This is a genomic window from Serratia sp. BNK-33-b (assembly GCF_048684565.1).
In the GTDB taxonomy this organism is placed as follows: Bacteria; Pseudomonadota; Gammaproteobacteria; order Enterobacterales; family Enterobacteriaceae; genus Serratia; species Serratia marcescens.
Genome location: NZ_JBLQTZ010000001.1, coordinates 1,745,773 through 1,766,609 on the forward strand (window position 1 = coordinate 1,745,773; position 20,837 = coordinate 1,766,609).

At 59.0% G+C, this 20,837-nt stretch carries 17 protein-coding genes and 3 pseudogenes; 9 read left to right on the top strand and 11 right to left on the bottom strand.

Annotated features, from left to right (window positions below; genetic code table 11):
- Positions 1–32: 32 nt before the first annotated feature.
- Both ACMGGK_RS08315 and fdhD read right to left on the bottom strand, forming a co-directional pair.
- On the bottom strand, positions 33–950 hold the full coding sequence (locus ACMGGK_RS08315) for a bestrophin family protein (RefSeq protein ID WP_016927223.1): 918 nt from the start codon (positions 948–950) through the stop codon (positions 33–35).
- A gap of 58 nt (positions 951–1,008) precedes the next feature.
- Positions 1,009–1,851, bottom strand: coding sequence for a formate dehydrogenase accessory sulfurtransferase FdhD (gene fdhD / locus ACMGGK_RS08320; RefSeq protein WP_420276831.1), 843 nt, complete (start codon positions 1,849–1,851; stop codon positions 1,009–1,011).
- 294 nt (positions 1,852–2,145) lie between these two features.
- Between fdhD and ACMGGK_RS08325 the strand changes: the two are divergent.
- The 3 genes and pseudogenes from ACMGGK_RS08325 to ACMGGK_RS08335 all read left to right on the top strand — a co-directional run.
- Positions 2,146–2,331 (top strand): annotated as a pseudogene (locus tag ACMGGK_RS08325) (DNA polymerase V); the annotation flags it as partial.
- 152 nt (positions 2,332–2,483) lie between these two features.
- Complete coding sequence (locus ACMGGK_RS08330) at positions 2,484–2,993, top strand: recombinase family protein (protein WP_239505763.1); 510 nt, start codon at positions 2,484–2,486, stop codon at positions 2,991–2,993.
- Positions 2,994–3,068: 75 nt separating this feature from the next.
- Entirely contained in the window at positions 3,069–3,440 is a 372-nt protein-coding gene (locus tag ACMGGK_RS08335; RefSeq protein WP_126502249.1) for a hypothetical protein, read from the top strand.
- A gap of 58 nt (positions 3,441–3,498) precedes the next feature.
- Here the strand turns inward: ACMGGK_RS08335 and ACMGGK_RS08340 are convergent.
- Positions 3,499–3,732 (bottom strand): annotated as a pseudogene (locus ACMGGK_RS08340) (resolvase); the annotation flags it as partial.
- 21 nt (positions 3,733–3,753) lie between these two features.
- Here ACMGGK_RS08340 and ACMGGK_RS08345 point away from each other — a divergent pair.
- The 3 genes and pseudogenes from ACMGGK_RS08345 to umuC all read left to right on the top strand — a co-directional run.
- A pseudogene (locus ACMGGK_RS08345) lies at positions 3,754–3,933 on the top strand (hypothetical protein); the annotation flags it as partial.
- A 188-nt stretch (positions 3,934–4,121) separates the two neighbouring features.
- Entirely contained in the window at positions 4,122–4,556 is a 435-nt protein-coding gene (gene umuD / locus ACMGGK_RS08350) for a translesion error-prone DNA polymerase V autoproteolytic subunit (protein WP_047574693.1), read from the top strand.
- A 2-nt stretch (positions 4,557–4,558) separates the two neighbouring features.
- Entirely contained in the window at positions 4,559–5,875 is a 1,317-nt protein-coding gene (gene umuC, locus ACMGGK_RS08355) for a translesion error-prone DNA polymerase V subunit UmuC (protein WP_049299075.1), read from the top strand.
- Positions 5,876–5,902: 27 nt separating this feature from the next.
- Here umuC and aceE read toward each other — a convergent pair whose 3' ends face one another.
- Entirely contained in the window at positions 5,903–8,578 is a 2,676-nt protein-coding gene (aceE, locus tag ACMGGK_RS08360) for a pyruvate dehydrogenase (acetyl-transferring), homodimeric type (RefSeq protein ID WP_049299077.1), read from the bottom strand.
- Positions 8,579–8,732: 154 nt separating this feature from the next.
- On the opposite strand from aceE, the gene ACMGGK_RS08365 reads away from it, so the two are divergent.
- On the top strand, positions 8,733–9,170 hold the full coding sequence (locus tag ACMGGK_RS08365; RefSeq protein WP_028128123.1) for a MarR family winged helix-turn-helix transcriptional regulator: 438 nt from the start codon (positions 8,733–8,735) through the stop codon (positions 9,168–9,170).
- Here ACMGGK_RS08365 and ACMGGK_RS08370 read toward each other — a convergent pair whose 3' ends face one another.
- The 5 genes from ACMGGK_RS08370 to ACMGGK_RS08390 form a co-directional block, all read right to left on the bottom strand.
- On the bottom strand, positions 9,171–10,250 hold the full coding sequence (locus ACMGGK_RS08370; RefSeq protein WP_164053861.1) for a transketolase-like TK C-terminal-containing protein: 1,080 nt from the start codon (positions 10,248–10,250) through the stop codon (positions 9,171–9,173).
- A gap of 141 nt (positions 10,251–10,391) precedes the next feature.
- Entirely contained in the window at positions 10,392–10,808 is a 417-nt protein-coding gene (locus ACMGGK_RS08375) for an RbsD/FucU domain-containing protein (protein WP_049299083.1), read from the bottom strand.
- Between the two features lie 49 nt (positions 10,809–10,857).
- Positions 10,858–11,622, bottom strand: coding sequence for an SDR family NAD(P)-dependent oxidoreductase (locus tag ACMGGK_RS08380; protein WP_016927235.1), 765 nt, complete (start codon positions 11,620–11,622; stop codon positions 10,858–10,860).
- Positions 11,623–11,643: 21 nt separating this feature from the next.
- Positions 11,644–12,879, bottom strand: a complete 1,236-nt coding sequence (locus ACMGGK_RS08385) for an MFS transporter (protein WP_016927236.1) — start codon at positions 12,877–12,879, stop codon at positions 11,644–11,646.
- 270 nt (positions 12,880–13,149) lie between these two features.
- Positions 13,150–14,184, bottom strand: a complete 1,035-nt coding sequence (locus ACMGGK_RS08390) for a LacI family DNA-binding transcriptional regulator (protein WP_016927238.1) — start codon at positions 14,182–14,184, stop codon at positions 13,150–13,152.
- A 295-nt stretch (positions 14,185–14,479) separates the two neighbouring features.
- Here ACMGGK_RS08390 and kynA point away from each other — a divergent pair, with 295 nt between their 5' ends.
- Positions 14,480–15,322: a tryptophan 2,3-dioxygenase gene (gene kynA / locus ACMGGK_RS08395; protein WP_016927239.1), complete on the top strand. Its 843-nt coding sequence runs from the start codon at positions 14,480–14,482 to the stop codon at positions 15,320–15,322.
- A 23-nt stretch (positions 15,323–15,345) separates the two neighbouring features.
- Positions 15,346–15,813, top strand: a complete 468-nt coding sequence (sbmC, locus tag ACMGGK_RS08400; protein ID WP_049299086.1) for a DNA gyrase inhibitor SbmC — start codon at positions 15,346–15,348, stop codon at positions 15,811–15,813.
- A gap of 181 nt (positions 15,814–15,994) precedes the next feature.
- Here sbmC and ACMGGK_RS08405 read toward each other — a convergent pair whose 3' ends face one another.
- Together ACMGGK_RS08405 and ACMGGK_RS08410 are read right to left on the bottom strand one after the other, a co-directional pair.
- Positions 15,995–16,369: a hypothetical protein gene (locus tag ACMGGK_RS08405; RefSeq protein ID WP_016927241.1), complete on the bottom strand. Its 375-nt coding sequence runs from the start codon at positions 16,367–16,369 to the stop codon at positions 15,995–15,997.
- 6 nt (positions 16,370–16,375) lie between these two features.
- On the bottom strand, positions 16,376–20,836 hold the full coding sequence (locus tag ACMGGK_RS08410; protein WP_420276832.1) for a glycohydrolase toxin TNT-related protein: 4,461 nt from the start codon (positions 20,834–20,836) through the stop codon (positions 16,376–16,378).
- Between the last annotated feature and the right edge of the window lies 1 nt (position 20,837).

Genomic DNA, 20,837 nt, shown 5'->3' on the forward strand with positions numbered 1-20,837 from the left:
CATTCGGCTCCAGTGTGTTCGGGTGAAATAGCTCAGATCAAATTAAAGTGCTCGTCGGGTTTCATCGGCGGCGGCAGCGGGCTTTGGTCATTCATTTCCAGCAGGTTGCGCTCGATGGTGTTGCAGATGGCGTTTAACGGCAGATGGTTGGCCGACACGCCAAACGGATCCTCCAGCTCTTCGGCCAGTGAGTCCCAGGATAAGAAGGTATAGGAAATGAACACCGAAACAAACGGTGTCATGTAATGCAGGTCGGTCACCAGGGCAAAAGGCAACAGGCTGCAGAACAGGTAAACGGTGCGCTGCAGGATCAGGGTATAGGCGAACGGCACCGGCGTGCTGGCGAGCCGTTCGCAGCCGCCGAGGGCGTGGGACAGTTCGCTCAGCTTGTTGTCGAGCAGCTCGAAAGTGATGTCGCTCAGCAGCCCCTGTCGGCGCAGCTTGCCGATCTCCTGGCCCAGCATCAGCAGGATGCGGTTGGTCGGCATCGGGCTGGCGATCACCTCGGCCAGCTCTTTGCTGCTGAGATTGTGGTACAGATCGGCGGTGGGATCGGTGGCGCGCAGTTGATGCTTCAGGCTCCAGCTGAAGGCGATCAGCAGCTTGGCGACCTTTTGCTGCACCGCCGGTTCGTCCGGCAGCAGGCTTTTGATCTGTCGCAGCAGGGATCGCTCGGTAATCAGCAACGAGCCCCACAGGTTGCGCGCTTCGACAAAGCGGCTGTAGCCGGCATTATTGCGAAAGCCGAGAAAAATCGCGATGGCGATGCCCAGCAGGCTGAACGGCGCGATGGTTAAATGCACGCCGAGCTGTTCGTACCATTGGTAGCTGATCACCGCCACTATCGACATCAGCACGTTCAGCGACAGACGAAAGGTGATCTTTGACAGCACGGAACCGTGCCAGGCGAACAGGCGAAAAAACCAGTTCTGGTGCGGGCGAATTATCATGACGTGGATGCTTCCTGGTGTCCTGCTATTGAGAATAGTCGATTCTTATCCGGCGGCGTTAGGCCGCCGTTGTCGATTGCCAGAGCCGCTGCGGGTGCGTATAGACGGTGGCGCGCCCCGGCTTGCTGAAGCCCACCAGCGTCAGGTTGCTGCGCTCGGCCACCTCCACCGCCAGGCGGGTGGCGGCGGAAACGGCGAACAGGATCTCGACGCCGCACATGGCGGATTTTTGCACCATTTCATAGCTGGCGCGGCTCGACACGAGCGCCGCACCCTGCAGCCACGCCTGTTGGCGGCGGTAGCCCAGCAGCTTATCGAGCGCCACGTGGCGGCCGACGTCTTCACATCCGCCGCTGAGCGCGCCGTCCGGCTGGATCCAGGCCGCCGCGTGGGTGCAGCCGGTCAGTTTACCCACCGTTTGCACGTCCTGCAGCTGCGCCAATGCCCGGTCGAGCAGCGCCAAATCGAAACGTTGCGTGAAAGGCAGCGGCGCGATGGGCTGAGCAACCTCCTGCAGCTGCTCGACCCCGCAGACGCCGCAGCCGGTGCGGCCGGCCAGGCTGCGGCGCTTCTCTTTCAGCTGCATAAAGCGGCGGCTCGAGAGTTCCACATGCACTTCAATGCCGTTGCAGGCCGGTTGCTGGCGGATGTCGTAGATGTCGTCGGGGGAGGCGATGATGCCTTCGGACAGCGAAAAACCGATGGCGAAGGCCGCCAGATCTTTCGGCGTCGCCATCATCACCACGTGGGAAATGCCGTTGTACACCAGGGCGACCGGCACTTCTTCCGCCAGCCAATCCTGATGCACCTGTGCCAGATCGTTGCGCTGCCAGACCGCGTGGCGCGACAGGCATTCCTGTTTGATATCGTCGGTTTCTGCGAGGAGTAGGTGCTTGTTCATAACGTTCTCGTGACCGTCGGTGACGAGGCGCCGACGAGGATGAATTCTTATTAGCAGGTGTGGGGATTATACAGGATTCTGATCCCGCTCGCGTAGGGAATCACGCCCTGCAGGTTATCCACAGTTTTGGTGGATAACGTGTGTGCAAGGGGCAGTGAAACACTTAGCAGGCGTAAAAAAAAATCGCTCAGAAAATTATTATATTACGCGACAAAGCGCGATCCGCAGGGGGATAGGGGGTTGCACGCGTTCGCGTTTTGTTTATGCTTTACTGTATAAATATACAGCTTGGTTATGATTATGCTGAGCAATTCAAGGTTGTATGCTTTTTCACCAGGTGAGCCCCTGACGTTACCGCTGTTTGCAGATCGCGTGGCCTGCGGTTTTCCCTCCCCGGCGCAGGACTATGTCGAGAGCCGGCTGGATATCGGCAAACTGCTGGTGCGGCATCCTAATGCCACTTATTTCGTGCGTGGCGCGCGGACGGAACGTTCATAAAGCTGGAAGGTGACGCGCTGCAGGTCGCCGGCGGGTATCAGGCCGCGTATGATGCCGGACTGCCGGTGCAGATCCAGGTGAATGACGGCCGTATCCGGGCAAAGGAATAGACGCTGGGGTTGGAGCCTGTCCTCATCGGCGCTCTGCTGGAGACTGATGCGGAAGTATGCCGCCCCCAAACGGTAACTGATATTTTGCTGGTTGAGCAGATAGACCGCCTGACCCGTCTCAGCAACAGTGACTGGATGACGTTGAAAAAGCAGATTGAGCAGCATGAGTTACGGATTGTCAGCCTGGATGTCCCTACCTCATGGCAGGCGCTGTCAGAGAAAGATCCTTCACAGGCGGACCCGATCACCTGTGCAGTAATAACCGCCATCAATAACATGCTAATCGACCTGATGGCCGCGATGTCACATAAGGACTGGTTGAGTCGCCGCCAACGGCAAAAGCAGGGAATTGAACGGGCGCATACGTTGGGTAGATACCGGGGAAAGCAGGCAGATCAGGAACGACATCAGAAAGTCCTGTACTACCGACAGATTAAGAAACTGAGCATCCGAGAAACAGCAGACGCGACAGGCTACAGTACTTCCCAAGTTTGTCGCATTCAGGCCTTCTATAAAGAAGTTGAGACTGATTAAAAAGCAGCCTTAATGTACAATAATTTTCGATATCCAAACTGACCCCATGAACAATCAATGAGTTAGAGGTGAAAGATGATTTCATACAAAAAAATCATACCTGCTCTTGTCATATTCGCTTTATCTAATGCTGTGGCATATGCGAATGATTTCGACAAATCAAATGAAGCGATGGCAATTTCAGCAATAGGTTTTTCTGGCTCAAATGCTCGTGTTGCACATGATGTTTGTGGGGCAACCAATGAGAAAATTGATAAATATAAAAAACAAATAAAAGACTCATTAACTAGAACATTAAAGTATGAACAGTCAGGATTCGATACGCATTGGGATAATGGTTGGAAAAATGCTGATTTTTTGGTTAAGTCATTAAGTAATGATGAAGCCTATAAAAAAGAATATTGCCGAGAGGTTTTAGATGGAATTAATAATCCGGAAATGAATTAAGGATTATTCCTTATTCGGGGTTCTACGCCGGAACCCCAGATTTTTCCGTCCGCTAAAATTATCCCCGGTTGAGCAGCTTTATACCGTCAGCTCGCAGTGGACCATCAGGGGAAATGTGGCGGTACAGCGTTTGTCGGGTTATCCCAAGCTCCTGGCATAACGTACTGACTTTCGTCTCTGGCCGTCCCATTGATGCCATTGCCAGTCGCAATTTTATTGGCGTCATTTTGTAAGGCCGTCCGCCGTTCCTCCCGTGGGCTCTTGTTGAGGCAAGGCCTGCCGCTGTTCTTTGCGGCGCTGTACGCAGCAGAGACCGACGGCCGCGCGCGACTGGCTCGACACCCGCTTAGTCCCGCCCTCTGGTCAAATGCAGGCTGACGTGTACAGCCTGCAGGCAGAGGATTTCGTCTGGCAACCGGTATCGCCCGCCGTCGGCGCCGTTCGCAATGACAATCCCTCACTCATCCTGCCCATCGATACGCCAACGGTCTGAGTGCCGCATTATCCACAGTTTTGGTGGATATCATGTGTGCAAACACACGTGAAGAACGCCAAAAGCTGCAGGAAAAATCGCTCAGAAAATTATTATATTACGCGGGAAAGCGCGATCCGCAGGGGGATTGGGGGTTGCACGCGTTCGCGTTTTGTTTATGCTTAACTGTATAAATATACAGTTTTGTTATGATTATGCTGAGCAATTCAAGGTTGTATGCTTTTTCACCAGGTGAACCCCTAACGTTACCGCTGTTTGCCGATCGCGTGGCCTGCGGCTTTCCTTCCCCGGCGCAGGACTATGTCGAAGGCCGGCTGGACATCGGCAAGCTGTTGGTGCGGCACCCCAACGCCACCTATTTCGTGCGCGCCAGCGGCGAGTCGATGATCGACGGCAATATTCAGGATGGCGATCTGCTGATTGTCGACAGCGCCCTGACGCCGGAGCATGGCAATATCGTGATCGCCGCGGTGGATGGCGAATTCACCGTCAAAAAACTGCAGCGTCACCCCGACGTGCGGCTGTTGCCGATGAACCCCGCCTACGCGCCGATCGTGTTCGACGACGAAGCGCAGCTGGAGATCTTCGGCGTGGTGACCTTTATCGTCTACGCGGCGCTGTAACCATGTTCGCCCTGGTAGACGTCAACAGCTTCTACGCTTCCTGCGAGACCATTTTCCGGCCCGACCTGCGGGGGCGACCGGTGATAGTGCTGTCCAACAACGACGGCTGCGTGATCGCCCGCAGCGCCGAGGCGAAGGCGTTGGGCGTGCCGATGGGCGCGCCTTATTTCAAAATCAAAGAGGAGATGCGCCGTCGCAACGTTGCGGTGTTCTCCTCCAACTACGCGCTGTACGCCGATATGTCCCGCCGGGTGATGGACACGCTGGAGGAGATGGCGCCGGCGGTGGAGATTTATTCGCTGGACGAAGCCTTTCTGCGGCTGGACGGTGTGGCCCACTGCGAGGCGCTGGAGCCGTTCGGCCAGCGGGTGCGCGATCGCATCCGGCGCGAGCTGCATTTGACGGTCGGGGTCGGCATTGCGCCGAGCAAAACGCTGGCCAAGCTGGCCAACTTCGCTGCCAAGAAATGGCGCGGCACCGGCGGCGTGGTGGATTTATCCGATCCGGTGCGCCAGCGTAAACTGCTGGCGCTGCTTCCGGTGGAAGAGGTGTGGGGCGTGGGGCGCCGCCTGACTCGCCAGCTGCAGGCGATGGGTATTCACACCGCGCTACAGCTGGCGGACTGCGATACCCGGCTGGCGCGTAAAACCTTCAGCGTAGTGCTGGAGCGCACGATACGCGAGCTGCGCGGCGAATCGTGCCTGCAGTGGGAAGATGAGGCGGCGGCGAAAGAGCAGATCATCTGTTCCCGTTCGTTCGGCCAGCGGTTGACGCATTATCCGCACATGCGCGAGGCGATCTGCAGCTACGCCGAACGCGCCGCCGAAAAGCTGCGGCAGGAAAAGCGCTACTGCCGCAACGTCTCGGTGTTTATCAAAACCAGCCCGCATTCGGCGGGCGAAGGGTATTACAGCAATATGGGCACCGCCCGGCTGCAAACGCCGAGCAACGACAGCCGTGACATCATCGCCATGGCGGTGCGCGCGCTGGAGAGCATCTGGCAGGAAGGGCGGCGTTACCTGAAGGGCGGCGTGGTGCTGGGGGATTTCAGCGCCGCCGCCATGGCGCAGATCGACCTGTTCGACGACTGCCCGCCGCGCCGCAACAGCGAACGGCTGATGGCGACTCTCGATCGCCTGAATCAGGAAGGGCGCGGGCGCGTATGGTTCGCCGGGCAAGGGATCGTCAAGCCGTGGCAAATGAAGCGCGACATGCTGTCGCCGGCCTACACCACCCGGCTGGCGGATATCCCGGTGGCGCGGCTGGGGGAGCGGGCGCCGCGCACCGCTGAATCGAAGGAAGAAAAACGCCGCGGGTGACAACCGGCGGCGTGGGTAGGCCGAGTGTTACTTCACCGTCGCCGGATCCGGCTTATCGGGGGCGATGCCATACAGTACCATGGCGCGATTGACCTCGCTGCGGGCGATACGGCCTTCGTCAGCCAGCAGCTTCAGGGCGGCGAGCGCGATGAAATGGCGATTGACCTCGAAGAACTCACGCAGCGCCTCGCGGGTGTCCGAGCGGCCAAAGCCGTCGGTGCCCAAGGCGATAAAGGCGCGGTCGGGCAAGAACGGTTTGATCTGATCGCCGACGATCTTCATATAGTCCGTTACCACCACCACCGGGCCGGGATGCGCCGCCAGCAGGCTCTGAATATAAGGAACTTTCGGCGGATCTTCCGGATGCAGCAGGTTCCAGCGTTCGGCCGCCATGCCGTTGCGGCGCAGCTCGCTCAGGCTGGTGGCGCTCCAGATATCGCTGGCGACGCCAAAGTCCGCCGCCAACAGCTCCGCCGCCGCCAGCGCCTCGCGCATGATGGCGCCGCTGGCGACCAGTTGAGCGCGCGGGCTCTCTTGGTTTGCCGCTTCGTTCCGTTTGAGCAAATAGGCGCCCTGGATAATCCCGTCCTCCACGCCCGCCGGCATCGACGGCTGCGGGTAGCCCTCGTTGAGCAAGGTGATGTAGTAGTAAATATCCTCTTGTTCAACGAACATTCTGCGCATGCCGCTCTGGACGATCACCGCGAGTTCATAGGCATAGGTCGGATCGTAGGAGACGCAGCTGGGGATCACCGAAGACAGCACGTGGCTGTGGCCGTCGTCATGCTGCAAGCCTTCGCCCATCAGGGTGGTTCTGCCGGAGGTGGCGCCGAGCAGGAAACCCTTGGTGCGCGCGTCGGCCGCCGCCCAGGCGAGATCGCCCACCCGCTGCAGCCCGAACATGGAGTAGAAGATATAGAACGGGATCGTTGCGACATCGTGGTTGCTGTAGGCGGTGCCGGCGGCGATCCAGGTCGATATTGCGCCGGATTCGTTGATGCCTTCCTGCAAAATCTGGCCGTCTTTGGCCTCTTTGTAGTAGCTGAGCTGCCCGGCGTCTTGCGGGGTATACAGCTGGCCGAGCCAGGAATGGATGCCAATCTGGCGGAACAGGCCTTCCATGCCGAACGTGCGCGACTCGTCCGGCACGATGGGCACGATCAGTTTGCCGATGTTGGCGTCTTTGAGCAGCACGCCGAGGATATTGACGAAAGCCATGGTGGTCGACATGTTGCGTTCGCCGCTGCCTTTCAGGAGGCCGTCGAAGCGCGATAGTTCCGGTATCGCCAGCGGAGTGGATTGGCCGAAGCGGGTAGGGATGTAGCCGCCCAGCGCGGTGCGCGTCGCGGTGATGTACTTCGCCGCCGCGCTGTCGGGTTCGGGCTTCAGGTAAGGGATCTCTGCCAGTTGGGCGTCGGAGATGGTCAGCCCTAAACGGTCGCGGAAGGCTTTCACCGCATCCTGGCTCATTTTTTTCAGCTGGTGGTTGATGTTCTGCCCTTCACCGGCTTCCCCCATGCCAAACCCTTTGACGGTTTTGGCCAGCACCACCGTCGGCCTGCCCGTGGTATGCACCGCCTGATGGTAGGCGGCGTACACCTTTTGCGGATCGTGGCCGCCGCGGTGCAGCGCCCAGATCTCATCGTCGCTCAGGTCGGCGACCAGCTCGAGCAATTCCGGGTACTTGCCGAAGAAATGCTCCCGCACATAGGCGCCGCTTTGCGACTTGAAGGTTTGGTAATCGCCGTCGACGCACTCCATCATGCGCTGCATCAGCAATCCGGAGCGGTCTTTTTGCAGCAGTTTGTCCCAGCCGCTGCCCCAAATTACCTTGATCACCTGCCAGCCGGCGGCTTTGAAGGTGCCTTCCAGCTCCTGAATAATCTTGCCGTTGCCGCGCACGGGGCCATCCAGCCGTTGCAGGTTGCAGTTCACGACGAAGATCAGGTTATCGAGTTTTTCTCGCCCGCCCAGCGCAATCGCCGCCAGTGATTCCGGCTGATCCATCTCGCCGTCGCCGAGAAACGCCCATACCTTTCTCCCCTGGTGCGGTTTCAGTTCGCGGTATTCCAGATAGCGCATGTAGCGCGCCTGGTAGGCGGCGGTCAGCGGCCCCAGCCCCATCGAAACGGTGGGATATTGCCAGAAATCCGGCATCAGCCGCGGGTGCGGGTAGGAGGAGAGGCCGCGGCGTGTGGATTCGCGGCGAAAGTTGTCGAGCAGTTCCTCGTCGATGCGGCCTTCGAGATAGGCGCGGCCATAAATGCCGGGGGCGGAGTGGCCCTGGATATACACCATGTCGCCGGCAAACTCATCGGTGCGCCCGCGGAAAAAGTGCGTGAATCCCACATCGTAAAGCACCGCGGCCGACTGATAGGTGGCGATATGCCCGCCGACGTTGGAATGTTTGCCGGCGCGCAGCACCATCGCCATGGCGTTCCAGCGAATAAACGCATTGATGCGCGCTTCAGCGGCCAGATCGCCGGGATACGTCGGTTGCTTATAGGCCGGGATCGTATTCACGTAGGGCGTGGTGACCAGGCTGAAGAAATCACCGTGTTTTCGCTGATCGGCTTCGGCCATTCTTTCCAACAAAAAATGCGCGCGTTCACGGCCGTCGATGTCAGTGACACCTTCAAATGCCTCAAGCCATTCAGCCGTCTCCTGTGGGTCAAGATCTGCTTTTACCGCGGGTTGGTTCATAAAGGCTCCAAATGTACTTACCTGATAAGGCGCTGAGCGATACAGGGATTTAGTGAGTTGCAAGTGCAATAATTGCAAATGCAACAATGGCGAAAGCCACTCTATCCCTTTACAATTGCAATTGCAACTCACCGGTTTTGACGAGAAAAATGACATGACAGATAAACAACCCGACCTGTGGTTCTCCTTTGTGCGCGCGCATCGGGCGATGATCAGAAAGATAGAGGCGAAGTTGTCGGAAGCGGGGCTGCCGGTTTACGCCTGGTATGACGTGTTATGGGGATTGGAAAGCGGGGAAAACGGCACACGCCGCATGCATGAGCTGGCGGACGTGTTGGTGATTGAGCGTTACAACCTGACCCGCCTGATGGATCGCCTGGAAAAAGAGCGGCTGGTCACGCGTTTTCGATCGGATGACGATCGCCGGGCCTCCTTCGCGACTATCACCGAGGAAGGCAAGGCCCTGCGGAAAAAGATGTGGGAGATCTACCGTTCGGTGGTCAACACCCACTTTCTCAACCAGTTCAGCGAAGAAGAGATCGCACGCTTCTCCGACGCGTTGAACAATGCGATGCAGCTGGCCAGAGAATGATCAGGCATCGGGCGTGATGTGCAGAACGCGCAGCGCATCGGCGATCAGCGCCGAAGGGATTTTCTGCTCGTCGGCCAGCAGTTTGAGGGCGCAGAGCGCAATCCATTCCGCCTGCGGGTAGTAGATTTCGCCGCGCACCCGTGAATCTGAGCCCACCGCGGCAAAGCGTGCGGGAATGAACCGCTTGAGCTGGTTGGCGAGCAGATGCGAATAGTCGGTGACGGCGACGACGGGGGCATTCCCGGCGCCCAGGCACGTTTTCAGATGGCATTCGCCGCCGCTGTCCTGGCGCTGCATGTCGGCGAGTTCGGCGTCCTGCGCCAACCGCGTGTAGCTGGGGCAGCTCCAGATTTCGGCCGCGATACCCCAATTTTTCAACACCTCAGCCGCCTGCTGAACGCGGGCGAGCGCACGGCCGGCGCCGCACAGGCGAACCTGCAACGGCGAGTCCGCCGCCGCCGCGACACGATACATCCCCTTGAACGCCTGTTCTGCGACAAACGGCTCCCCTGAAGAGAGGGGGCCATTGTCTGCGTTGGTCGCGAGATACACCATCTTCCTCGTTCCCTCCAGATAGAGCGCGCGCAGGGCGTGATGGAGTATCGCGCCGGTTTCTCTTGCATTGGCCGGATCGAAAGGCAACCAGCCCGGCATGGCCGTGAGCTGAAGCGGGAACCAGGCCTGAACGCCTTTCGGCAAATCGGCACTGCCGGTATCTGCATCGCTGATGAAAATCCCCTTGCGATTGGTTTCCGGCTCAAGCCCGCGGAGCATGTCCACCGAGGGCGTGTTGACGCAGTAAAACAACGGCTTCTCATAACGCTCTGATTGATGGCCAAACCAGAGCGGCCAGGCGGTGGCGTAGCGGGAACTCGGCGGCTCGGCGCGCCTTCTGCCGTCGATAAGCCAGATGTCGCCGCTGGCGTTGAGTTCGCTCAAGGCTTCCGCCGTCCAGGCGGTGGAAGAGGGAAGCGACGCGCCGGCGTTCTGGCTGACGGAGGCCATCTTGCGGATACAGGCTTCGGCCAGAGTTCTGGTCCTGGCGGAGGCGGCAGGCATTGTTATACGTTGAGGCGACATGCGGTGCTCTCTTTTTTGATTGCAATTGCAAGAATTGTAATTGCAATCCAATGCGTATGCCAACGGCTTTCTTTGGGTAAATCACGCCGTAGGGGTGAGCTGGCTTTATGCGCCGAAGTATAAGGAAGCCCCTCGCGCCTTTCACACCACCGGCGCCACCGTCAGCAGCAGGTTGGCGAAACGGCGTTGTTCGCCGGAGGCGATCACCAGCAGCGTCCGATCCGATTTGACCGCGGCGTAAAATGCCTCGCGCGGCAGGTATTCTATCGGGCAATGCTCTGGCAGCAGCTGCCGGTATTCGGCTTCGATGGTGTTGGTGAAGTCCGGCGGGCAGGCCATCAGCGCCGCGCTTTCCACGTTGATGCAGGCCAGCATTTTTTCCAGGATCGGCGGGGCGGCGAGCGTGCCGGGCGCCAGGTTCAGATAGACCACGGTGGCGTCTTTCGGCGCGTGGGTCACGCAGGCGTAGTTGCCGTCGGCGATCAACACCTGGGTTTTATGCCCGCATTGCGCCAGCGCGGCAAGCAGCGGCGGGTGAGTGATGGCGGATTTGATCATAAAGCGATTCCTGAATGGGCGGGCGGCAAGCGCGCCGCCCGCAGCTGAATTACATGCGGTAGATGCCGCCGTTGATGTCGAGAGTCGCGCCGGAGATGAAGCCGTCGTATTCCGCCGCCAGGAAGGCGATGGCGCGCGCCACGTCGTCCGGTGCGCCTGCGCGGCCCAGCGGGATGGCGCGAACGGTTTCCTCCGCCGATGCCTGGGTAGTGTGGCGATTGTGGAAACGGGTGCCGAGGATCAGGCCGGGCGCGACCGCATTCACCCGGATGCCGTGCTCGCCCAGCTCCGCCGCCAGCGAGCGCGTCCAGGTGAGTACCGCGCCCTTGGTGGCGGAATAGACCAGCGAGCCGGAGTGCCCGCCGGCGCGGCCCGCCTGTGAGGCCAGGTTAACGATGCTGGCGCCGTCCGGCGCCGCTTTCAGATGCGGCAGCGCGCTCTGGGTGACGTTCAGCATGGTGGTCATGTTCACGTCGATCACGGTTTGCCAGAAGGCGCGGTCGATCTCGCCCAGCCATTTGCGCCCGACGATGCCGCCGACGTTATTGATCAGGATATCGATGCCGCCGAGAAACTCGGCGCCGGCCGAGACGCAGCGCTGCGTTTCGTCGGTATCGATGAGATCGGCGTAGCCGTAGGCGGCCTTTTGCCCCAATGAATGGGCCAGCGCCACCAGCGCCTTGGGGCCGCTTTCGTCGCTGTGATAGTGAAAATAGATGTCGCACCCGGCCTTGATCAGCCGCTCCGCGGTGGCGCGGCCGATGCCCTGTTCCGCCCCGGTGATAAAGACCTTTTTGCCCGCAAGATCGCCCATGATTGACTCCTTATTGGTTCGTTAAGAATTGATGACGCCTTCACGCTGTTTGGCGCAGTAGAAAATGCAGATCAGCCCGGTGGCCAGCAGGCACGAGGCCAGGAAAAACAGCCCCGGCGCGCTGCTGCCGGTCAGATCGTTCAGCACGCCCACCGCATAGGGGGCGACGAAACCGCCGATATTGCCGATGCAGCTGACCACCGCCAGCCCGGCGGCCGCGGCCGCGCCGGTGGAGATATTGGCGGGCATGGATAAAAACGGCGGCACGGCGGTGTAGATGCCGATGGCGGCGATGCACAGGAACGACAGCGCGACGAGCGGGTCGTATTTAAAAAACGTCACCGCCCCCATCAGGCCGATGGCGGCGACCACCATGCTGAGGCCGGCAAACACGCCGAGTTTTTTGGTTTTGCTGGCCCACAGGCTCCACGGATACACCAACAGCGCAGCCAGGCCGTAGGGAATGAGCGCCAGCAGGCTGACGCGGAAGATATCGCCGCCGGAGAGGGCGCTGATGATCGACGGCAGCCAGGTGCCGAAGCCGTAAATGCCGCACACCATGCCGAAGTTGAGCAGCGCGTAGAGCAGGTATTTCTTGTTTTTAATCCCTTTCAGGAAGTCGGCCAGCGTGATTTTAGAGCCGGATTTGGAGCGGCCGGCGTTGCTCATCAGCCAGGCCTTTTCCTCCACGTTCAGATAGCCGACATCCTTGGGCGAGTTCTTGATCAGGAACGGGATCAGCAGGCCGATGACGATCGGCGGCAACCCTTCGAGGATGAACAGCAACTGCCAGGGGGCGAAGCCGAACCAGTCATGCTGAATATTGAGAATAAAGCCGGAAATCGGCGAGCCGACGGCGTTGGACAGCGGCTGGACGATGATAAACATGCCGAGAATTTTAGTGCGGTACTTTTCCGGGAAGAAGACCGTGAAGTAATACACCACCGAGGGAAAGAAACCGGCTTCGCACACGCCCAGCATAAAACGGCAAATATACAGCTCCAGCGGCGTGCGCACAAAACCGAGCAGGGTCGCGAAGATGCCCCAGGAAATTAATATTCTGGCGAACCAGATGCGCGGGCCAAATTTAATGGTGCCGGCGTTGCTGGGTATTTCAAACAGGAAATAGCCGATAAAGAAAATTCCGGAGGCGAAGCCGAAAGCCGAGGCGGTCAATCCCAAATTATCTTCCAGCGCTTTGGCGGCGTAGGCCATATTGTTGCGGTCGAGAAAGGCCAAGAAATACAACAATATCATGAGGGGCACAATATGCAGCGTCAATTTCCTGATGGCGCTGCGTTCAATATCCTTTGGCATTGTTTTTTTCATCATGGTTTTTCCCATGTGGTTAATCGGAATAATAGCGTCCCGGCCCAAAGCCATGAGCGGAGAGCTGAATAACAACGTTGCGTGCATAAAAGCGTCGCGCCGTTTATTTATTGCGACGATTCTATTTTTTCTGCTTTTAGCTGTGGCGATCCGGACGATGCCGACTGCGCATCGTCTGGGAAAGTCGTTTTTACCGTATTAACCGGCGGCTTTGACCGAGCGCCGGCTGATGACCGTCGGCGGAAAGAGAAACTCGCCGGGCGGTTTCGAATCATTGTTGATGCGGCCGATCAGGCGTTCGACCATCAGCTGCGCCATCTCCGCCAGCGGCGGGCCAATCGACGTCAACCCCGGTTCGGCCAGGCCGGCCAGCGCGATATTGTCGATGCCGATCACCGAGATGTCTGCGGGCACCTGGACGCCGGCGGCGCGCAGGCCCACCATCAGGCCGATGCCCAACGCATCGTTAATCGCCACGATGCCGTCCGGGCGCGGCGCCAACGCGAGAACGCGCGGCGCCAGCGTCAGCCCCAATTCGAACATTTCCGTGTCGCCGTAGGCGCTGGTGGCTTTGCCTTCGATCACCCGTTGGCGTTCGCTTAGGCTGTGCCCCAGCGCGCTCAGAAAACCGTCGATCTTGTGGCTGCGCCCGACGGTCAGCGTCGCTTCGGTGGCGAACACGATGTGTCGGCAGCCGCGCTCGAGCAGGTGCTGCGCGGCCAGGCGCCCGGCGGCGATATTGTCCATCGACACGCTGTCGAACAACCGGGTATCGGTGGCCATCGGCTCGGCGAACGGGCTGTCGTAGCTGACAATCTTCATGCCTCGCTCGGCGGCCCGAACAAAATGAGTCTGGCGAATGTCGCTCGCCGCCACGATGATGCCGCGCACGCCGTGCAGGAACATATCGTCGATAAACGCGGCTTCTTCCTGTTCCTGGCGGTAGGCGTTGCCGAGCAAGACGCGGTAACGGTGAGCCCGCGCCGCGCCGTCGACCGCATGCGCCAGCGCCGAAAAGCTCGGGTTGACGATCGACGGCAGCAGCAGGCCGATGATCTTCGCCTGCGGCGCGGGCGCAGCCGCTCGGGCCGGCCGGTATCCCAGGGTTTCCATCGCCCGTTCGATGCGCTCACGGGTCTGCGCGCTCATCTGGTGGCTGCGATTGTTCAGCAGGTTCGACACGCTGCTGATGGACACGCCGGCCAACCGCGCCACATCACGAATATTTGCCATTTGCCGATACCTTGCTGCCTGCCGTTAGCCTGCAATCTATAAGGGAAGCCGGCCGCAGGCAAGCCGCAACCGGGGCGCCGCGCGCATGGGATTGCGCATTTGTGAGAGTCGTCAGGCGGCAGCCGTGTTGTTTACTAAACAACAAAGGGGCAGGGGGCATGTGTTAACGCAGATGAGTGAGATCTGCGAAGCACCTCTCGTTTATCGTCCTTCGGGGCGGCGGGTTCTGTACTATTGTTTTCTCTTTGCGGCACGTTCCAGGCCGATGGGGCGCTGGGCGCAACGGAGATCACAGATGAACAAACGGGACTTAGAAAGCGCGATTGTCACCGATTTTTCCAAACGCATGAGCTATGGCGACTACCTGTGCCTGGACTCGCTGCTGGACTGCCAGCACCCGCTCTCCAACCCGCCGCATCATGACGAAATGCTGTTCGTGATACAGCACCAAACCTCCGAACTGTGGATGAAGCTGATGCTACACGAGCTGCAGGCGGCGTTGCGGCTGGTGCAGCAGGACAAACTCAGCCACTGTTTCAAAATCCTCGCGCGCGTCAAACAGATCCAGCGGCTGCTGTTCGAGCAGTGGGCGGTGCTGGAAACGCTGACGCCGTCGGAGTACGTCGAGTTTCGCGACGTGCTGGGCAGCTCATCGGGCTTCCAGTCGCACCAATACCGGTCGATCGAGTTCCTGCTCGGCAACAAGAATGCGGCGATGCTGGCGGTGTTCAGCAACGACGCGGAAAAGCACGCCGCGCTGAAGGCGATCCTCGAAGCGCCGAGCCTGTACGACGAATACTTGCTGTACCTGGCGCGCCACGGCCTGCCGATCCCGCAGGAGTGCCTCAAGCGCGACTGGACGCAGCCCTACCAGCGCAACCCGGATCTGCTGCCGGCGTTTAAAGTGATCTACGACAACCCGCAGACCTACTGGGAAGCCTATGAAATGGCGGAGAAGCTGGTGGATATCGAAGAGAGTTTTCACCTGTGGCGTTTCCGCCATATGAAAACGGTGGAGCGGATCATCGGCTTTAAGTCGGGCACCGGCGGTTCCAGCGGCGTCAGCTTCCTGAAAAAGGCGTTGGATCTGACCTTTTTCCCCGAGCTGCTGGATGTGCGCACCGAAATCGGCGCCTGAGATAACGAAAGAGGATAAGGGCGATGAGCGTGAGGATTATCGATAAGGCGGCGGAGAGGGTGGTGGGTGTCAGAGTCGTGGGGCCGTATCCGCAGACGATCCCGCAGGGCTCGCAGCAACTGCTGGCATGGCGGCAGCGCCACGGCGTGCCGTTTGGCAAATGGCTAGTGCTGTATTGGGACGATCCGGCGGAAGTGGCGCCGGAAAAGCTGCGCGCCGACGTGGTGATGAGCGTGGCGGACGATTTCGCGCTGCCGGCGGGCAGCGAGGGCGTTACCGTGCAGACGCTGCCCGCCGGGCAGTACGCGGTCTACCACGTGCGCATCAGCGATGGCGATTTCGAGCGGGTGTGGGGCGAGTTTTACCAGAAGCTGCTGCCGGCCAGCGGCTACCAGCCGGTTGAGGGGGTGAGCTACGAACACTATCTCAACGACTGCGAAGCCGACGGCTATTTCGACCTCGATATTTACCAGACGGTGAAGAAGTGGTGAGGGGGCTAACGGCGCGGTAGCGTATCAAAAGGCTCTTTGGGAGCCTTTTGATGGGGTATTTAAAGACTCATTTAAAAGAGGAAAAGTCATAAGAATAATTATTCCATGTCTATATCATAGAATGTATGTTTAAGGTTTTTTATAAAATCTATTGTTTGCAGTAAGCGAACTTAATAGAATGCTAGTGAAAAATGAAACCCAGCAACTTTATCTTATATCTTGCTGGTTGTGATTCACCCGTCGCCGTGATTATTGTTATTCTTTTTTTGTGCATGTCCGACTCTACTGGTTGAACATAGATATCCAGATTTTCATTTTTATATGAAGGTATTGGGTCATATGGGTACTCTATGACTTTTATTCCGCTTATTTTTTCTGCGATCGCCTTCCTGATGTTTTCATCTATATCCCATATGGGTATCGCAGAGCTGTTATCATAAAGTACTTTTTCGTTAGAGTTAGGGATGGATACTTCTTTTTTAAATAAGCGAAACTGCTCTTCGTTACCATCAAACAGTTGCTTATCTTTCTTCACGCTAACGTATTTTTCGCTCATAATTCCTCAAATTGGCCGGATTCGGCCTTCTGCAAGAAGTTGACTGATGGATTTGGACAGTTCAAATTGTGTTCCTCCACCAGCTTGGTTAAACCACGGTATAGCAGGCCCCATATCTGCTTGGATTGGTTTAACCACCTCATATACTCGATACGGTTTTTCCAGTGTATCTAACGGTAATGCCCGGCTGCCAAAAGAGGCTCCAGCAGGAGAGACAAAGGTACCTCGGTCGTTGAATACGCCATTATTTGTCCAGCCACCGTATCTATCAATTTTTGCTCCAGGCATAAGAGTAGTAGGCGTTGCTTGTACAAAACCTCTATTGGGAGGCCATGAGCCATGCCCCATGAATTTTTCTAAGGCCGCCCAATCTTGTTTTTTCCACAGATTATAAGCTTTAGATGCCTGGCTTCTGGATGCAAAAACACCTTTCGACTTCGATTGAAAATTATTCCAGGAATTGCCGCAACTCAACCCCAACGGATCCACCCAACCCAGCGAGTTCGGCGCGTATTGGTACAGGTTGATCCCGCCGGCCAAACCTATCGGATCGTGCTGGGTAAATCTGCCGATATCCGGATCGTAATAGCGGAACAAATTGTAGTGCAATCCCGTTTCCCGATCCAGGTATTGACCCTGCAGGCGCAGGTTTTGGGAGTAATCCAGATCTTGCTGATTTTCCTCATACTTTATGCGGCCCCAGGCGCTGCTGTGGCTCTGCCAGCGCAGCGTTCCGTCGCTGTCGGTCAGGCTTTCCGGTTCGCCGTTCGGCGCCGTGTGGAAGTAAAATACTTGGGCCGGCGCGTGGCCGTCGATGCGCGCCAAAGGTTCATAGCTGCCCTGATCGGCATAGACATAGGTGAGGGGCATGCCGTCGCGAGTTTCCTGCAGCAGCCGGAAACCTTCCCACAAAAACGTGGTGGTTTGGCATTTGCCGGCCGGTTGGCGCAGATCCTGACTTTGCTGCCACACCCGCTTTTGCGTGCGCCGCCCGAGCGGATCATAGTGGAACTGCACATGCTGCTGTGCTTCGCTGCGATGCTGGCTGTAGCGCACCACCTCGCAGAGGCGATGATCGGCGTCGTAGAGATATTGCCAACGGTAGTGGCCTTTGCGTTTTTCCACCGTGCGGCCAAAGACATCGTACCGATAATCAACGCCCTGATAATGCAGTACGCGGTTGTGCCGCTGGCGGAATTGCCCCTCATCCAGCAGGTTGGATGCCGGATCGTACCGGTAGCGCTCGGTATCCGGCAGCGTGCCGTCCCGGTTCAGCAATCGACCGGAGGCATCGTACTGATAACGCTGGTAGGAGAACGGGTTGGCGTTGTGTTCTTCGCGCGTCAGGTTGTTTTGATAGTCGTAGGTCCATTGGCGCGAGCTGCTGGCCGGCGCCGGGCGCTGGCGGTTGTCATTGAAGATCTCCCGCCGGTCTTTGCGCCCCAGCCGGTCATAATGCACTCGGCTGGTCAGGCGACCCTGCGTACGGCTCAGCTCGCGGTGCAGATTGTCGCGTTCGAACTCGCTGAGGGTGATATCGTCCAGCGCCAGCTGCAGCAGGTGGCCGCTGCCATAGTACAGCGCGCGCAGCGCGCGTCCGTCGGGCAATGTGGTTTGCGTGCGGTTACCCATCGGATCGTAATCATAGCGCAGCGTACCGTTGGCACCTTGTTCACGGGTTACCCGCCCCAGCAAGTCATAGTCAAAACTGACCTCGCTCTGAGCCGTTGTCGGCTCGTCATGCCATGCGTTGCCGCGGTCACTGGCGGCATGCAGCAGTTGGCCGATCGGGCTGTAGCGGTAGCGGGTTTCTCCATCGGGCGTTTGTTTGCTCACCAGTTGGCCGGCGGCGTCATGGCTGAAATAGTGCGAGAAGGAGGCGGAGGTATTGGCGGCGAAGCGGCGCTCGACGACCCGGCGGCATTCGTCGTAACGATAACGGGTGCTGACGCCGTCCAATCCGATTTCTTCCTGCAACAAGTTGCAGGCCGTCCAATGGAACAGGTAGCTTTCGGCATTCTCGTTGCGCAGCGCCGTTAATCTGCCGCGGGCGTCGTAGTGGCGCACCACCTCGCCATCGAGCGGATTGCGCGTGGCCAGCAGGCGGCCGGCTGCGTCATAGCGATAATGCGTCAGGCGCCCATTGGCCCCCTGATAGCGATCCAACTGGCCCTGCGCGTTCCAGCTCAGCGTCTCTTGCCAGCCCTCGGCGCGCTGCAGCTGTGTCAGGCGACCGGCGGCATCGTAGCGGTAATGAACGCGTTCGCCGGCGGCGTCGGTTACCTCGCTGAGCCAGCCTTGAGCCGTATATTTGTAGAGGGTTTGTTTGCCGGAGCAATCGCGGGCGCGCAATAATTGCCCGTGCTCATCATAAGTGAAATGGCTGATGCCGCCGTTGGCGTCGACGGCTTGCACCACCTGGCCATAGCCATCGCGCAGGTAGCGCTGGGTATGGCCGAGCGCATCGATCTCGGCAATCAAGGCATGGCGCTCGTCGTAGTAGAAATGCTGTGTGGCGCCGTTGGGCTCCTTGACGCTGATCGGCAGCGCGCGCTGCGGTAGCCAACCGGTGAGGCGAATATGGCCGAGCGGATCCTCTTCCTCGACCAGATTGCCGGCTTCATCGTAGCGGAAATGCCAGCCGTGGCCGAGCGGATCGCGCGTGGCGATCAGCATGTCTTCGTCATTCCATTGATAATGCCAGACCTCACCACGCTCGTCGGTATATTCGACGATCAGCCGTTGGGCGTTCCAGCGGTGCTGGTGCCGCAAGCCGTCATACTCGGTGACCGTCGTTAACCCGGTGGCCAAATCGTAGTCGATTGTGCAGCCGCCGCCGGCGCTGTCGCGGTGTTCCACCACGCGCCAGTCGTCGAACATCGCCCAGCGATACTCGAAGCTGGGCCCACCGGCCTGTTGGTGGCGGGTCAACAGATGTTGGGCGTTATAGTGAAATTCACGCGTGACCAAGCCGCCGGCGTCGATCACCTGATGCAGATCGCCGCCGTCGTCATAACGGTAGCGTACGCGTGCTTCGTCGTTATGCCGCAAGGCGGTGACGCGATCGTCGAAGCGCGGATCGCCGTATTCCAGCCGCAATGTCATGGCGCCGGCGCTATCGGTGATACTGCTCAGGCGCTGTCGTTCGTCGTAGTTCAGCAGCAGCGCGTTATCGTACTCATCGCTCAACGACACTAGCCGCAGGCGGGAAGGGTTCTGCGGCAGCGGCACGAACAGGCGCCAGACGCTGCCGTCGGTGTCGGCGATCAGCAGCTGTCCCTCTTCACCGCGGCGGAACATCAGCCCTTCACCGGCGCTGAAGCTCGGCTGGTTCACCTCAGGCAGCGGGAAGCGTAGCTCACGACCGGTTTCATCATGCAGGCAACACTCAACGACGCCGTCCCGGTCGTTAAGATCGACCCAAATTTCAAAAGGCGTGCGCCAGCCGTGGCCAAACAGTCCCTGATAGCCATTGCGGCTGTTGTAATTGCGCTGCCAGACCAGCGGAAAGCGCGCCGGCAGCAACAGGTCCAGATCTTCTTCGCCGTTCAATACCTTGGCGCCGGTGGCGGCATGCACCGGGTTAAAGGCGGCGTGGATCGCTTCGCCGAGGGCGTTAACGCCCGCCGCCGCCAGACCGCCGCCGATCATGCAAGGCAGGTTCTTAACCAGCTTGGCCGGATTACCGAGCAGCAGCGGCAGCACGGTCAGCGCCAAACCGATACCCGGCAGCTTGCCGCTCTTGATGTCGCGTACCACCGCCGTGCCGCCGCTGATCTGCACATTTTTGGAGACGTCGGTCGAGACTTTCGCCTCGCAGGTTGAACGGTCATTGCTGCGTACGGCCGGTTGGCCGTTGATAAATACTTTACGGGAGCCTTCCGCCAGGTATTGCGGAAGCGGGTGTTTGTCGCAGCTGATTTTATCTTCTTCCAGCGGTTGGCTGGGCTGGCTGGGGCCGGCGACACCGGGCTGCCATAGCTGCGAGAGGATATTACCGCCGGCGGCCAGCAGCTCGGCGCCATAATCCCAGAAGCTTTGCGGCGGCTGTGGCGCCGGTAACGCTTTGATCTCTGCGGGCGTGAGTAAGCGACCGGCGGCGCGTGCCGCCGGTTTGGCGTTGGTGAAGACGTTGGGGGAGCCCGTGAGAATGACGCCGGAGACGGAAGGCGGGAAGAGCCAGTTGGCCACGGCGTCGCAGCCGTTGCTGATATGTTCTCCGACGCCGGTCAGGCTGGTGACAAAACCGACGATTAGCCCGGCGCCGACGCAGCCGGAGGCCGCCGTCGCCGCTGCGCCGAGCACCGCCACCCCTGCCAATGCCGGCGCTGCGGCGGCGGCTGCTGCGGACACGGCGGCGGTCGCTACCGCATATACCGCGACTTCCGCGACGGCACTGGCGATGTCCGCCAACGCGCTGGTGTGGATCAGTTCGTCATCCTTTCTTGCTGCCCAGATCTCAGCCATG